Genomic DNA, 14,878 nt, shown 5'->3' on the forward strand with positions numbered 1-14,878 from the left:
ACCACTATATACCTTAACCTTACTCAAATCTTTTAAACTGAATTTTTCCTGATCCTTGTACGGGATGATGCCTAAATTGTGCAGACGCTTAGCAAGATATTCTTGTTCGGTTTGGCCGGGAGTTGGAATAAAAAAAGCTTTCTTTTTCAGCTTATACAAATCCATTACGGTCGTGTATCCTGAACGACAAATAATAAGATCACTTGCGCATAAGGCTTTTTGCAAATCTTCAGTTTCCATAAAGTTTACAATTTTAACCTGCTCTTTACGCGTGACTGTTTGCTCTTCTTCAACTACACCGCGCACGAAAAGCACCTGACCTTTGTAGTGCTTCAGTTCGTGCATTAAAAGCTCTTCTAGTTCTGTGCGCTGGGGCTCAGGACCGCTAAGCAACACCATAATGTCATAGCTAGAAGTCGTTTCTACCGGCTCAAGACGGGATAAAGCGCCAATGTATTTTACCGGGATCTCAAACTTTTTAGGATGCCCAAGTTTTCCGCTGAGGTTTGATTCTTCAGCAAAATCAGGCACCCAGCATTCATCAAATTTCTTGATGTAATTGCGGTGCATCGCAGAAGTTAGTCGGGTAGTGCTTCCGCTTAAAACCTGAAGTTGATGCGTGATAAATACGGTAGGAATCTCAGTATGATATAAGCCCAAGCGATTGTCTGAAATTACACCATCTATTTTCTTAGTTTTTACCAAACTTTTAAGTTGCTCACGTTCTTGCCTGATGGCTTTGAGCACTTTTGGACTGCGTAAAAGCATTTTCCATTTAAAGCGTTTTGCTTTTTTTGCGTATTCAATTTTATAAGAAGGCAACTCGATGCTTTCTAACTGCGGAAATTCTTTTTGCAACAGCGTAAGCGCCATACCGTCGCTTGCTAAAATCACCTCAAAACCTTCGGCGATAAGCGCGTAAATGATGGGAATGCTTCGGGTAGCATGCCCAAGACCCCAATTCAGCGGAGCGACCAATATGGTTTTATGTAATTTCATTGATACAAAGTTGTAACATCACTGAAAACTAAATGTTTCAGCTAGTTTATCAAACTATTAAAATTACGGTTTAGTATAGTAAATTTAAATTTTTAAATAGCTGTTATTTAGTATTTTAAATTAATTTCGAAATGTTACGTAGATGTTAGCACCGATAATCCTAAATAATACGCAGTGCATTTGTAAGAGTACACGTATATTTGAGCCGATTTTTTTAAAATGCCGGGGTGATGATTAGTATACGGCATTTTAGTCGTCAGAATAGTAACATCCGCGGTAGGAATAAGAAATCAGAGCTTTTGGGAAGTAAAAATAAATTAAAACGCTTTCGCGAAAATGAGACTTTTGAAAATGTCATTCAGCCCAAAAGGGAAGAATTGACTGATCAAGAGTTTCCCTTAAAAGGAAATTGGAATCGTGATTTCTTTAATAATGATAAGCCTATTGTTTTAGAATTAGGCTGTGGGAAAGGAGAATATACCGTTGGTTTGGCGCAGCGTTTTCCCGAAAAAAACTTTCTGGGTATTGATATTAAAGGAGCTCGTTTTTGGCGTGGAGCAAAAACAGCCTTGGAGGAAAATATCACCAATGCGGGTTTCCTGCGTACGCAGATTGAGCTGGTTGATAAAGCATTTGCCGAAAACGAAATTTCAGAGATCTGGATCACCTTTCCTGATCCTCAGATCAAGTACAAGCGCACCAAGCATCGTATGACCAACCCTGAGTTTTTAGCACGCTATAAAGCGATCTTAAAACCTGATGGGTTGATGCATTTAAAGACAGATAGTGAGTATATGCACGGTTATACCTTAGGACTTTTAGAAGGGCTGGGGCACGAGATTTTATATGCGCACCATAACATTTATATCAATCACGAGGCGCCAAAGGAAGTGGTTGGTATTCAGACATTTTATGAAAAACAGTATCTTGAAAAAGGGAAACCTATTACCTACATTAAGTTCAAGATAAACTAAGTATTTGTGGAAATAACCAAGCTCTTTTTCATTACTTATTTTGCGGCCTTTTTAGGGGTTTTGCCACCGGGTTTAGTAAACATGTCTGTTGCTAAAACCTGCGTGCATCGCGGGATGCGTAACGGAGTGCTTGTGGCTATAGGCGCGTCAATCGTGGTCTTGATTCAGGCTTTTGTGGCCATTTTATTAGCGCGGTATATTTTTAGTCATCCGGTGGTGCGTAATACGTTACTGCGCACCGGGATTGTGATTTTTGGCATTTTAGCAGTATACTTTTTTGTTGCAGCTAAAAAAAATCGCGTAAAAAAAGTTAAGATCCCTAAACACAGCGGGCGCCGAAGTTTCGCGAAAGGACTTTTTGTTGCGGTGATCAACGTGTTGCCTATTCCGTATTTCTGTGCGTTAAGTGCTGCATTTAATATCACAAGTGTGAGTAATAACGGCTGGTTAGAGATAGGTTTGTTTACACTGGCTGCTGCATCAGGGACGTTTACAGCTTTATATCTTTATGTGGTGGGCTTTAATCGCATTCAACACGAGCCGCGCAACTTCGCCAAATATTCTAATTATTTTATGGCTGCGCTGATGATCGTTCTGGTAATTCTCACGCTTATACGTATGCTGTATGCCAAAACCTGAAACGCTTAATTTTTTTCAAAAAGTATACGAGGTCGCTCGCAAGATTCCCTACGGAAAAGTGACTTCGTATGGGGCTATTGCTAAATGTCTGGGAGCTCCACGAAGTGCGAGAATGGTTGGTTATGCTATGAATGGTGCCTCAGCTATGGAAGATGTGCCGGCGCATCGCGTATTAAACCGTAACGGATTGTTAACCGGAAAACATCACTTCCCGGGAACGCATTTAATGCAACAATTACTAGAGAGCGAAGGGCATACCGTGGTAGACGATCAACTTCAGGATTTTAAAAAGCATTTTTGGGATCCGGTGGAGGTGATAGGTTTTGATGAGTAAACCGACTAGTAGACTAACTTAAGCAGCTCCCAATGTCTAGATGTTAGAAATGCATTTTAATTATAGCGCGATAGTGCGAAGACGGGGATGCTCAAGGCTGTGACAAGGCTAATTAATAGCGCAATTCTAGGCTTGTTTTTTCTGTGGAAAACATAAGGGTTTTCAATGGTCAGATAACAAATAACTCTTTCGAGTTCTGAAGATTTCAGCCTATATTTGCAGCAATAGAATTAATGAAAGAACGACAACGTGAAGTTAGAAAAACTAGCAATTTATGACGCTTTAAAAACCATTAGTGTGCCGGGAGAAGGCGAGGATATGGTGACAAGCGGCGCGGTGACCAACGTGGTTACCTTTGGAGATGAAGTTATTGTTGATATCACGATAAAAAACCCAAGTTTACAAGCCAAGAAGAAAACCGAAGTTGAAATCCTGAAAGCGATTCACGCTGAGGTGCACCAGAAGGCTAAAGTAAAGGTTAATGTACGTGTAGATGCTCCTGAAAAAAAACAGGTAAATGAGATTAAAGGGAAGCCAATTCCCGGGATTCAAAATATCATTGCTGTTGCTTCCGGTAAAGGAGGGGTTGGAAAATCTACAATTACGGCAAACTTAGCAGTGAGCTTGCAAAAAATGGGCTTTAAGGTAGGGATTCTCGATGCAGATATTTACGGGCCTTCAATCCCGATTATGTTTGATGTACAAGACGAAAAACCCCTTTCGGTAAAAGAAGATGGTAAACAGAAAATGAAACCTGTAGAGAGTTACGGGGTGAAGATTTTGTCTATTGGCTTCTTTACAAAACCCGATCAGGCTGTGGTTTGGCGTGGACCAATGGCGTCAAAAGCTTTAAATCAAATGATTTTTGATGCTGCCTGGGGCGAGCTTGATTTTCTTTTAGTAGATCTTCCTCCGGGAACGGGTGATATTCACTTGAGTATTGTACAGGCGATGCCACTTACCGGTGCAGTTGTGGTGAGTACACCGCAAAATGTAGCTTTAGCCGATGCTAAAAAAGGGGTGGCGATGTTTCAGCAAGAAAGTATCAATGTGCCGGTTTTAGGAATCGTAGAAAATATGGCTTGGTTCACTCCAGAGGAGTTGCCTGAGAATAAATATTTTATATTTGGAAAAGAAGGTGCACGTAATTTAGCCGAAGATTTAGATGTGCGGTTACTGGCGCAAATTCCGTTAGTGCAAAGTATTCGTGAGGCAGGAGATGTAGGTCGACCTGCAGCTTTACAAGATGATACCATCTTATCAGAAGCTTTTGAGACGATGACGCGTAACAGCGTTGAAGAGTTGGTGAAGCGCAACGATAATTTGCCTCCAACAGAGGCTGTGAAAATTACAACTATGGCTGGCTGTGCCGCCGTTAAAAAATAAGATATGACAGACACAGAATTAAAAGGCAAGGTTGAAGCAGCTTTAGAAGAAATCCGTCCGTTTTTACAAAATGACGGTGGTGATATTTCGTTGCTTTCTATCGAGGACGGCACGATTGTAAAAGTACAATTAGAAGGTGCTTGCGTAGGGTGTAGTGTAAATCAGATGACACTTAAAAGCGGTGTTGAAATGACGATAAAAAAGCACGCGCCACAAATTGAGCGTGTGATCAATATGGAGGCTTAAAAGGCTTCCATGTACATTATTTTAAAGTGAAAGCTGCCAGGAAAACTGGGCAGCTTTTTTTTTGAGCCTAACGATCTCAGAAAGGCCGATTAAGTAATGTTTGGAAATGAATTTTAAACGTAAAATTTACATTTAAATAGTATATTTAGCTTTTGTTATTTTAAAATCACAACCATGAGTCACTCTAAAAGCCGAAGAAACGCTTTAAAAAATATTGCGCTAACCACAGGAGGTGTTAGTTTAGGTATTTCAGCTTTAAGCTGTAAAGATGCCAATCAAGACAAACCACAGACTACTGCGGTTGAAGAAGATCAGGCGCTTAAGGGTAATATCAATCATTCGGCGTGCTACTGGTGTTATAATTCTTTTCCGCTGGAAGAATTTGCACAAGAAGCAGCAGCTTTAGGACTTAAAGGAATTGATTTACTCAAACCTGAAGAATGGGAAACCGCCAAGAAATACGGTTTAGAATGTGCAGTAGCTACCGATAGTTTTGCGAGTATCACTAACGGATTTAATGATCCCACAAACCATAAACCGCTTCAAGAGCAGTATGCAAAGCTTATAGATCAGGCGAGCGAAGCCGGGATTAAAAATGTGATCGTTTTTTCAGGAAACAAGCGTGAATTGAGCGAGGAAGAAGGTTTGGCTAACTGTGCCGAAGGTTTAGCGCCTTTAGTAAAGCAAGCCGAAGAAAAAAATGTTGTGCTTATTATGGAACTGCTTAACAGCAAAATTGATCACGCAGATTACCAATGCGACAATACTCCTTGGGGTGTAGCGCTCTGCGAGCGTTTAGGCTCTGAGCATTTTAAGTTATTGTATGATATTTATCATATGCAAATTATGGAAGGTGACGTGATACGCACCATTCAGGATTATCATCAATATTTTGCGCATTATCATACGGGGGGCGTACCCGGTCGCAATGAGATTACTGAGGTGCAAGAGCTTAATTATCCTGCAATAATGCGAGCGATCAAAGAAACGGGTTACGGCGGATTTGTAGCACAGGAATTTATTCCAACCTATCCGGATAAGATCAAAGCGCTAAAAGAAGGAATCAAAATCTGTGACGTTTAAATAATCCTAGTAAAATAGTAGGGTTTTAAACGGTTTAAAGCAGGATTTTTACTAATTTTGCAGGTCAAAATACAGCACTATGCAAGATGTTACGATTACAGTAATAGACCGTGAAGGAGTGGCTCACGCACTGGAGGCACCCACTGATATGAATTTAAACTTGATGGAAGTATGTAAAATGTATGAACTTCCGGTTGAAGGTACCTGCGGCGGAATGGCGATGTGCGCTTCTTGCCAGTGCTACGTGCTTTCTGAGCATAAGCTGAATGAAATGGGATATGATGAAGAAGCGATGCTTTCTGAAGCTTTTAATGTAGAAGAAAATAGCCGCCTGGGATGTCAGATTCCTATTACTTCAGACTTACACGGGCTAGAAGTAAAACTGGCACCTGAGAGTTAAATCACAGTTATAAAAGCATTAAAAAAGGGACTTGAGTTTATCAATGTCCCTTTTTTAGTATCTAAGATTGCTCTCGAAGCAAACTCAAAACAAAAGGAGAGAGCCGTTCGGTAAATTCAGCATAAGCATCTGCTGAAGGGTGCAAACCATCGCGCGCAACGAGATTAGGCTCAGCGATCCCTCTTCTGGTAATATCGGTGATATTTATAAAGCGCACTCCACGGCGTTCTGCAACTTCTCTGGCATAAGCGTTATACGCATCTATTTCTTCAGAGATCTGCTCAGGATTTCCGCTATTTTGACCAAATGGGGTGTACGCATAATCAGGGATAGAAACGACTATCACTCGGTTTTTTTTACCTTTTGCCAAATTGATCGCTGTCATCAATAATTGAGGAAACTCAGTCTCATACTGACTAAAGCTGCGTCCTTGATATTGATTATTCACGCCTATAAGTAGGGTGACAAAATCATAATTCTCAGAAGGTTTTTCGGTATTGATCGCGTTGATAAGATCATCGGTGCGCCATCCTGTAGTTGCGATAATATCAGTTTCAACTGTGCTGCCTGTTTGCTCTTCAATTTGTTCTTTAAGTTGAATGGGAAACCTGCACGTAGAACAAACGCTTTCCCCTATGGTATAACTATCTCCCAAAGCCAGATAGGTATAATCTGCTTCTGAAGTATTTGTCGGAATTTCTTCTATTTCACTAGTGTTGTCGTCACCATCAGCGCAGCCTAAAATGGCAAAGATGATAACGGGTGCTACTAAAGCACTTATGTATTTAAGCATAATATTTTTTATTTTGTATGATAAGCTATCAGTTTTTGCGGGCCTTCCAGCGGAATACGTATAATTCTTAAAAAGCCGTCTTCAGTAGTCGCAATTTGCCATTTTATAAGCGTTATTGCGCCATTTTCGATTTCTAAACCCGTAATACTGCGTGGGTGTACACAGCTTCCGTCATTAAAATAAGCAATGTCTCCTGGTTCTGGAAATCGTGGCCGGTGTGTATGGCCGGTTATCGTAAACTGATTGTCGCGTTGGGTGATCCATTTTTTTGTACGGCGTTCAACTTTTATGAGTTCGTAATAATTTTTTGCGGGACTCGTAGGATCTGAAATTCCTGCGCCCTGTAAAGGACGCCACAAAACACGTACCATAAAGCGGTTAAACTGCCAGGCAACATAATTCATCCAGTCGGCTTGATGCCCGTGGCATAGAAAGAGTTCTTGGTTGGTTTCGGTATGTTTTAAAATAAGCGCTTCGTGCACTTTTATTCCCGGGAACAGGGGTTGGTCGCTGTCTGTTTTTCGGTCAAAAAATGTGTGAAGGTGCTTTTCTACATAGTTTTGATTTTTGTAAACCATATCGTGATTTCCCCAAATTAAATGCAGGCGTCCTTCAGCATAAAATTGCTGCATAAGACCGTAAACATTTTTGTGGGATTCAAAGATCGTATCAAACGAAAGATTTTCCCATAACTCATCACCATCTCCAAGTTCGCAATAGGTAAACCCGTTTTGATAATATTGCTTGAGCGCGTGAAAGTAGATGTTTCGGTTGTTAGCAAAATCGTCTGCGCCACTATTATCACCGCGATGACAATCGCTAAACAGAATAAATTTGCTTTCGTCTGAAAACGGAATTACCGGCGCATTAGCAAAGGCACGATCAAAACGTGTTGTAGAAGACATCTAAGCTTTTAAAGCTAAGATACGACTTAGGATATTATTAAAAGGGACCTCGGGAATGTGAAAATCTAAGCGGTGATTTTATCGGTTATTTCCTGTTCAATACCGCTCCAGAGTACGATGCGTCTGCGTAGTGCTTCGACTGCTGTATGTTTTACTTCTTCCCATTTAAGCGAATCGGTTCCGCAGAGTTCTTCGATCATTTTTAAAGCCATTGGTCCGTGCTCGTCACCATCCAGTTCAATGTGACGATCAAAATAATACTTGAACAAGCTCAAGTCTTGTTTTGGGAAATTGGTTTGTATTTCAGTAATGATCTTACTGAACATATCTGGGATCAAGTCTTCACGACCAAAGGTAAAAGCAGCAGCGATCTTGTGCGGTTTTCCTTCAGCAATAATCTCAAAAGTAAAGCGTAAAAACTCCTTTACACTTTCTGGAATGTCACTCACGGCGATGACTAAGAAAACGTCTGTGCCGTGCGTGATGTGGTTTAAAAAACTATTGATTTGCTCTAAAGAAGCATCAGATTTTTTCATCGCATCCAGATACATTTCAAAATGGCTCTGGCGCTTACCCTCCATATTGATGTCTGTTTCTTCAGCAAGAACGATCTCATTGATCAAGTAGCGAATCTCAGGATTACCAATAGGGTACCACGGAGTTGAAACCTTAGTTAGATCAAATTGTAGCGCTTTAAGAAGAGACATAAAATCCCAAACGGCAAACACGTGATGCTGCATAAAAGATTGCAGATCTGCCGGAGTGCGTAATTTTTTATAGAGCGTGTGATTTAACAGTTCGTCCTGATACGGTGCAATCGCCTTATTGATATACTTAATCATCAAAAACAAATTTTTGCAAAATTAAAAAAACCAATTTGACTATATGCTATTTTAACCCGTGATAATCCTTATACTGCTATTATTTAAACGCATTGAGGCCGGTAACATCCATTCCGGTGATGAGGAGATGAATATCGTGCGTACCTTCATAAGTGACCACACTTTCTAAATTCATCATGTGACGCATAATGCTGTATTCACCGGTGATGCCCATTCCGCCCAGTATTTGTCTAGCTTCGCGGGCAATTTTAAGTGCCATTTCTACATTGTTGCGTTTGGCCATTGAGATCTGTGCTGAAGTTGCTTTGCCCTCATTTCTAAGACTTCCCAAACGCCAGGCAAGAAGTTGCGCCTTAGTGATCTCGGTGATCATTTCTGCAAGTTTTTTTTGCTGAAGCTGAAAAGATCCAATGGGTTTACCAAATTGCTCTCGTTCTTTTGCGTAGCGTAACGCCGTGTCATAACAATCCATCGCAGCGCCTATGGCACCCCAGGCGATCCCAAAGCGTGCCGAATCTAAACACATCAAAGGAGCACCCAAGCCTGACTTATTAGGTAGCAAATTCTCTTTCGGAACTTTTACATTATCAAAAATGAGTTCGCCGGTGGCACTAGCACGCAGCGACCATTTATTATGCGTTGTGGGCGTAGAAAAACCTTCCATACCACGCTCAACGATCAAGCCGTGTATTCTCCCGGATTCATCTTTTGCCCATACCACCGCGATATCTGCAAATGGAGCATTTGAGATCCACATTTTGGCTCCGTTCAATAGGTAATGATCGCCTTTGTCTTTAAAATTAGTGACCATCCCGCCGGGGTTAGAACCGTGATCAGGTTCAGTAAGGCCAAAGCAACCCATAAATTCACCGCTGGCAAGTTTGGGTAAATACGTTTTGCGTTGTGCTTCGGTACCAAATTTAAAAATAGGATACATAACCAGCGACGACTGCACTGAAGCTGTTGAGCGTACACCGCTATCGCCACGCTCAATCTCTTGCATGATGAGACCGTAGCTTATCTGGTCTAAACCGGCGCCACCGTATTCTTCAGGAATGTATGGACCAAAAGCACCAATTTCGGCAAGACCTTTAATGATTTCCTTAGGGAATTCAGCTTTTTGGGCAGCTTCCTCAATGATAGGAGAAACATCGCGTTTCACCCAATCGCGAGCAGCGCTTCGCACAAGTTTGTGTTCTTCGGTTAAAAGATCATCAAGGTTGTAATAATCGGGAGCTTCAAAAAGATCAGGTTTCATAAAGTGCTTATTGAAAAACAGCCTAAGCTGTTGAATTATTAATGCTTTAAAGATTGTGTTTTGTAACTATCTAAATTTAGCATTTTGCTAAAGCATCAGAAACAATTCTTTAAAATTTTCAATAGCGCAAGACAAGCTTACATTTTTAGATAGAAATCTTTTACCAGTTCTTGATAAGCTTCGGTATAGTGGTGGCGCGAAATTTCGATAATTAATTCGTCTTTTTGCGGAGTGGTTTGTGTTCTGCTGAAAAGCAGCAGAGCGCGTTTTGCTTCGACCTGAGCGTTTCCTTTTATACGGGTTATTTTCTTCGGAAATAAATTTCCTTGGGCAGCGAGATCAATAAATTCTTGCTCACGATTATAAGGAATCACCACACTGAATATTCCGTTAGGATTGAGCAATTTATTGGCCGAAGCTACAAGCAGTTCAAACGGCATAGATTCTTCAAAACGCGCCTGTTCACGGGCAGAACCTTGCTGCTCGGCTTGCGGAGCATTTCCTTCAAAAAATGGCGGGTTGCAGGTGATTAAATCGTAAGTATCTTCGATTTCGGTTGCAAACTCATAGAGATGTGCGTGATAACAAAAAAGGCGATCGCCCCAAGGCGAAGCTTCAAAATTTTCTACCGCCTGCTCATAAGCATCTTCATCAAGCTCTAGCGCATCTACAAGTTCTGCATCACAGCGTTGGGCGAGCATCAGTGCAATAACCCCTGTACCGGTACCAATATCAAGTATCGAAAGTGGATTATGGTCTACCGGCGTCCAGGCACCGAGTAAAACGCCATCGGTACCTATTTTCATCGCACAGCGATCCTGGTGAACAGTAAATTGTTTGAATTGAAAAGGTTTTGTCAAAACGTAACCGGTTGAGAATACTATTACAAATAAATACCAATAAGCCCTTCGGGCGTATCTAGAGTGATGGTTTTAGTGTTTCGATCTACTTTTTTGATAAAGTCGTCATTTATTGGGATAAGCACTTCTTTACCCTTGTGATCAATTTCAAAAAGGGCTTGAGCGGTATTATCGTTAACACCGGTAATGGTGCCTACTTCACCAAAATAGATATCCTTTACTTTAAAGCCAATGATCTCGTGGTAGTAAAACTTGTTACCTTCAAGTTGAGGAAGCATAGATAGCGGTAGATACAGCTCAGCATTTACAAGATCTTCTGCATCTTCTTCGGTGTTGACATCTTCAAAATCTATGCGTAATAAAGTAGACTTGTGCAGTTGGCACGATTGTATAAAAAAAGGAACCAGATTGCCGTTAAATTCGACAAATACTGATTCCAATTCTTCATACATTTCGGGTTCGTCTGTGTCTAGCTTTGCTAGTAACTCGCCCTTAAAGCTAAATTTTCGCACGATTTTGCCCAGATAGAAACATTCTTCTTTGCGCATCGTGGTACGATTTACTTAGCCTCTTCTTCGTTGCTTTCTTCAGCAGCAGGAGCTTCTTCAGTAGTTGCTTCTGCTTCAGGAGCAGCCTCTTCAGCTACTTCTTCTTCAGGTTGTGCAGCAGCGATACGAGCTTCGTTAACCGCTTTTTCAGCAGCTAAAGCCTCTTTGCGTGCTTTTTCCTGAGCTTTAGTAAGACCTTCTTTTTTAGCTTCAACTTTAGAAGCTTTTTCTTCTACCCAAGCATTGAATTTTTCTTCTGCTTGCTCTTCTGTTAATGCACCTTTACGCACACCACCAGCTAAGTGATTTTTAAGCAATACACCGGTGTAAGAAAGTAAACGTTTTGCAGTTTCGGTAGGCTGAGCCCCGTTTTGCAACCATTTTACTGAAGAATCTACGTCTAAGTCAATAGTCGCAGGGTTTGTGTTTGGATTGTAAGAACCTAGTTTTTCTAAGAATTTACCATCACGTTTAGCGCGCGAATCTGCCGCTACTACCCAGAAAAAAGGTTTACCTTTTTTACCGTGTCTCTGTAATCTGATTTTTACTGGCATAAAAATTAATTTTTGGGGTACCCGACCCCGGTTATAATTTGTAATTAACTATCTTAAAATGAATAGTATTAAGACAGCTTCTCTAAATGAGGGCGCAAATATACCACAAATTTCTGGCTGTCAACATGTTTTTGGAAGATAAAATTCTAAATTTAACCCAATTAACCAGAATGTCACTTTGCTTAGCATTTATAAAATTTGCTGTTAAGGGTAAAGTGCATTTTGAGATTAGTTTGCTAAACCGTACTACTGCTATGATTAAGTACTTTTTATTTGCGATGAGCGTGCTGCTTTTTTGTTCGTGCTCTGATGATATTACGTTTAACAGTCCGGCTTTTCAAGGGGTTCGTGACACTGTTTTTTACAAAGCCGATGCGATGCGTTACGAACTTACCGATGCTGGTGAAGTAACTATTTATGGGTCTTTGGGAACGCAAACGGTGCAACTGGTTTTGCCTAATTATGGCGAGGGTACTTTTGAATTAGGTCCTACAAATGCTGCGCGGGCAAATTATACCAACGTAAGAGGAAAAGTATTTTCTACCAATTTTGATGGAGAAGGAGAGGTGATTGTAGAGCGTGCTTCAGACAGTACGTATACCGGCACATTCAGGTTTAGAGCAGTGACCTCTGTAGATACTACCGAAGTATATTTCACCAAAGGTGTTTTTTATGAAATACCCTATTATTTTGAACCTGTACCACCGGTGTTAGATCCTGTGGTCCCTAATTCTTTTTATTGCAGAATAAACGGTACGGCTTTTACGCCACCCAGTGTAAGCGCATCGGCGGGGCCTAATTTTATCACCGGAACAGGAGCAAACAACACCGCTAATATTAGACTTCGACTTCCCAGAACGATAGAAAAAGGCACCTATCCATTAACAGATTTTACTGTTGATAGTCCGTATCAAGCGGCTTATTTTAGCGGATTCAATACGCTTGTACAATCAGGCACGGTGACCATCACTTCGCATAATACGCAAGAAGGATCCATTGGAGGTACGTTCTCTTTTACCGCGCAAGGGGCATCTACCATTCAAGTAACTCAGGGAACCTTTGGGTTCAATTACTTGTAAGCAAGTTTCGTTTTTGACTTTTTTGATTTCGCGAATGCGAAAAAACTAATAATAGCGAGCACGATCCAAGAGACATCTATAAATGCAATTTGCACGTGGCCTTGAGCAAAGGTTTGCCAGAACCAAGCTTGGCTAAATATTCCGTTGCAGATGGGAATGAGGACTGCTAAAAATCCACCGGAAAGTAAGCAGAAATCACTCATATATTTGAGATCTTTTTTTAGAATAAGAAAAACACTTAAGACAGCCCATAAGAGAAAGTAAAACCAATAAAGAAATGATTGGCCGGCGCCTTGATTCACCTTAACAGCAATAAAAGCCGCTGCGGTAACAGGGTACATGCTTAGACAAATTGCCATATAAATACGCGCTACGCGATTATAAAATTTGCGTTTTTTCTCAGGTAGATTTTTTCGGTCTCTGGCAACCAGCCAAATTAAGACTCCTGATATAATGACTATACAAGATAAAATACCCAGAATAAAAGAAACGACTCTAAGAAAATAGCCCCCATAGTCTCCAAAATGAAGTCGAAACATAACATTTTTTACCGCATCGAGATAGGATGCCGGCTGATACGGATCTTTAATAATGCGTTGCTCTGAAGTAGCAGGGGTGTAAACGATACTTCCGGGAGCGTTAAATTTAGATTGATAGTCTAATTTTCCGTTTAGCGTGACCTGCATATTGGCATCGCCATAATTGTGGATGGCAACTTCGTTTAAATCATAATCTTCCCACTCTTGCTGTGTTTTTTCAATATAAGCATTGATCGAAGGAAGTGCTTGAATGGGCTGGTACGTGAATTCGTAAACCGGGATGTCGTACTCAAGATCTTTATACAATTGCGCCTGATCACCGTGATACAGCGACAATACACTAGGCGCAACGAGCAATGCTTTGAGCATAAAAAACGCACCGGTCACTGCCAAAATAAATTGAAAAGGCAATCCTAAGATTCCTAATGCAGTGTGTGCATCGGTCCATAAGGTTTTTAACTTAGCCCATGGCCTGAAGGTATAGAAGTTAGAAACTATCTTTTTCCAATGAACGAGAACGCCGGTAATGATTGCAAATAAAAAGAAAAACGCCACAAAGCCTGAGAGGTAATAACCCACGGGATAATATATTTGAGCAAAAAAGTGCAGGCGATATAAAAATTCTCCCAGGCTATAGGCGTCAGTATAAGATTGCTCTTCTAAAGAGACAGGATCGATATAAAAAAATGCAGCCTGTTTTGCCTTTTCAGGCGCCAGACTATCTTTTGAAGCGCTTAGATTAACAGCAATTGCACGTTCGGCGTAGTAGGTTTTGAGATTGACATCTCTTCCCTCTAGCACATATTTTTCATCCAGATGGGTTAAGATTTGATCAATGTCTTGCGGAAGGTTATCTTCATTTAAAGCTTGCTCATTGCGCTCCCAAGCGACAATTTCATCCCTAAAAAAAGAAAACGAACCCGCAAAGAAAATAACATAAAGCGCTACACTGATCACAATACCACTAACGGTATGCAGGTTGAAAAGAATATTATAAACGCGTTGCCCCATAAGTTAAGAAGGTAGTGTTTCTAGTGGCGGAGCCAGATAAATAAAAACTGAAAAAACAATACTGATCGCTAAATATAAGCTCCAAATTTTCCACGGATTTCTGGCTAAAAAAGCTAAAATGATCAAGACCGCCCAAACGATAAATAAACTAAACGTGGCTGTGATCAAGATCACCACGTGATCTAGATAAGCAGCCAATGCGAGATGCGCCGTCTGAGCAACCAAATAACCGCCTAGAATACCTGCGCTTATTTTGCCAAAACGTTGCCATCCCGAAGAGGTAAGATATTTAGAATTTGCTGGCATAAATTATCTTTTAAAAAGGTCAAGAGGTTTTAAAAGTACAATTAAGCTTCCTACGGTCATTAGACAAACAAACCAGGTGAAAATTCCGGTTGCTAATCCCATTGCAATGGTAAAGAGTATAA

General features: G+C 40.8%; 17 protein-coding genes and 1 pseudogene. 8 read left to right on the forward strand and 10 right to left on the reverse strand.

The features are described from left to right. Positions 1–78 precede the first annotated feature (78 nt). Positions 79–999 (reverse strand): annotated as a pseudogene (locus LDL79_RS17245) (glycosyltransferase); the annotation flags it as partial. A 299-nt stretch (positions 1,000–1,298) separates the two neighbouring features. Here LDL79_RS17245 and trmB point away from each other — a divergent pair. The 7 genes from trmB (at position 1,299) to LDL79_RS08490 (ending at position 6,061) form a co-directional block, all read left to right on the forward strand. Further along, entirely contained in the window at positions 1,299–1,973 is a 675-nt protein-coding gene (gene trmB, locus LDL79_RS08460) for a tRNA (guanosine(46)-N7)-methyltransferase TrmB (RefSeq protein ID WP_225599950.1), read from the forward strand. Between the two features lie 6 nt (positions 1,974–1,979). Then, positions 1,980–2,612, forward strand: a complete 633-nt coding sequence (locus LDL79_RS08465; RefSeq protein ID WP_072981307.1) for a LysE family translocator — start codon at positions 1,980–1,982, stop codon at positions 2,610–2,612. Continuing rightward, positions 2,599–2,946 (forward strand): MGMT family protein, encoded by a 348-nt coding sequence (locus tag LDL79_RS08470; protein WP_167598606.1) that lies wholly within the window; start codon positions 2,599–2,601, stop codon positions 2,944–2,946. Before LDL79_RS08465 ends, LDL79_RS08470 begins: the two co-directional genes overlap by 14 nt. 249 nt (positions 2,947–3,195) lie before the next feature. Beyond that, entirely contained in the window at positions 3,196–4,332 is a 1,137-nt protein-coding gene (locus LDL79_RS08475) for an Mrp/NBP35 family ATP-binding protein (protein ID WP_225599900.1), read from the forward strand. 3 nt (positions 4,333–4,335) lie between these two features. Beyond that, positions 4,336–4,578: a NifU family protein gene (locus LDL79_RS08480; protein ID WP_225599901.1), complete on the forward strand. Its 243-nt coding sequence runs from the start codon at positions 4,336–4,338 to the stop codon at positions 4,576–4,578. 174 nt (positions 4,579–4,752) lie between these two features. Further along, positions 4,753–5,661 (forward strand): hydroxypyruvate isomerase family protein, encoded by a 909-nt coding sequence (locus LDL79_RS08485; RefSeq protein ID WP_225599902.1) that lies wholly within the window; start codon positions 4,753–4,755, stop codon positions 5,659–5,661. Between the two features lie 79 nt (positions 5,662–5,740). Beyond that, complete coding sequence (locus tag LDL79_RS08490; protein ID WP_072981317.1) at positions 5,741–6,061, forward strand: 2Fe-2S iron-sulfur cluster-binding protein; 321 nt, start codon at positions 5,741–5,743, stop codon at positions 6,059–6,061. A 61-nt stretch (positions 6,062–6,122) separates the two neighbouring features. On the opposite strand, the gene LDL79_RS08495 is transcribed toward LDL79_RS08490, so the two are convergent. The 7 genes from LDL79_RS08495 to LDL79_RS08525 form a co-directional block, all read right to left on the reverse strand. Then, the gene (locus LDL79_RS08495) at positions 6,123–6,854 is read right to left on the reverse strand and encodes an SGNH/GDSL hydrolase family protein (RefSeq protein ID WP_225599903.1); all 732 of its coding nucleotides are present in this window, start codon (positions 6,852–6,854) and stop codon (positions 6,123–6,125) included. Positions 6,855–6,862: 8 nt separating this feature from the next. After that, positions 6,863–7,759: a metallophosphoesterase family protein gene (locus tag LDL79_RS08500; protein ID WP_225599904.1), complete on the reverse strand. Its 897-nt coding sequence runs from the start codon at positions 7,757–7,759 to the stop codon at positions 6,863–6,865. A 65-nt stretch (positions 7,760–7,824) separates the two neighbouring features. Then, complete coding sequence (locus tag LDL79_RS08505) at positions 7,825–8,601, reverse strand: DUF3050 domain-containing protein (protein WP_225599905.1); 777 nt, start codon at positions 8,599–8,601, stop codon at positions 7,825–7,827. Between the two features lie 79 nt (positions 8,602–8,680). Beyond that, positions 8,681–9,859: an acyl-CoA dehydrogenase family protein gene (locus LDL79_RS08510; protein ID WP_225599906.1), complete on the reverse strand. Its 1,179-nt coding sequence runs from the start codon at positions 9,857–9,859 to the stop codon at positions 8,681–8,683. A 137-nt stretch (positions 9,860–9,996) separates the two neighbouring features. Next, entirely contained in the window at positions 9,997–10,665 is a 669-nt protein-coding gene (locus LDL79_RS08515; RefSeq protein WP_225599951.1) for a tRNA1(Val) (adenine(37)-N6)-methyltransferase, read from the reverse strand. Positions 10,666–10,742: 77 nt separating this feature from the next. Beyond that, on the reverse strand, positions 10,743–11,267 hold the full coding sequence (rimM, locus tag LDL79_RS08520; RefSeq protein WP_225599907.1) for a ribosome maturation factor RimM: 525 nt from the start codon (positions 11,265–11,267) through the stop codon (positions 10,743–10,745). Between the two features lie 11 nt (positions 11,268–11,278). Then, positions 11,279–11,821, reverse strand: a complete 543-nt coding sequence (locus LDL79_RS08525) for a 30S ribosomal protein S16 (protein WP_167598613.1) — start codon at positions 11,819–11,821, stop codon at positions 11,279–11,281. A gap of 254 nt (positions 11,822–12,075) precedes the next feature. Between LDL79_RS08525 and LDL79_RS08530 the strand changes: the two genes are divergently transcribed. After that, the gene (locus LDL79_RS08530) at positions 12,076–12,900 is read left to right on the forward strand and encodes a DUF6252 domain-containing protein (protein ID WP_225599908.1); all 825 of its coding nucleotides are present in this window, start codon (positions 12,076–12,078) and stop codon (positions 12,898–12,900) included. Here LDL79_RS08530 and LDL79_RS08535 read toward each other — a convergent pair. Continuing rightward, entirely contained in the window at positions 12,891–14,450 is a 1,560-nt protein-coding gene (locus LDL79_RS08535; RefSeq protein WP_225599909.1) for a PepSY-associated TM helix domain-containing protein, read from the reverse strand. The two genes, LDL79_RS08530 and LDL79_RS08535, sit on opposite strands and share 10 nt — an antisense overlap. A gap of 3 nt (positions 14,451–14,453) precedes the next feature. Then, positions 14,454–14,756 (reverse strand): hypothetical protein, encoded by a 303-nt coding sequence (locus LDL79_RS08540; protein ID WP_225599910.1) that lies wholly within the window; start codon positions 14,754–14,756, stop codon positions 14,454–14,456. Between the last annotated feature and the right edge of the window lie 122 nt (positions 14,757–14,878).

The sequence above is a fragment of the Leeuwenhoekiella palythoae genome, from assembly GCF_020310025.1.
Taxonomy (GTDB): domain Bacteria; phylum Bacteroidota; class Bacteroidia; order Flavobacteriales; family Flavobacteriaceae; genus Leeuwenhoekiella; species Leeuwenhoekiella palythoae.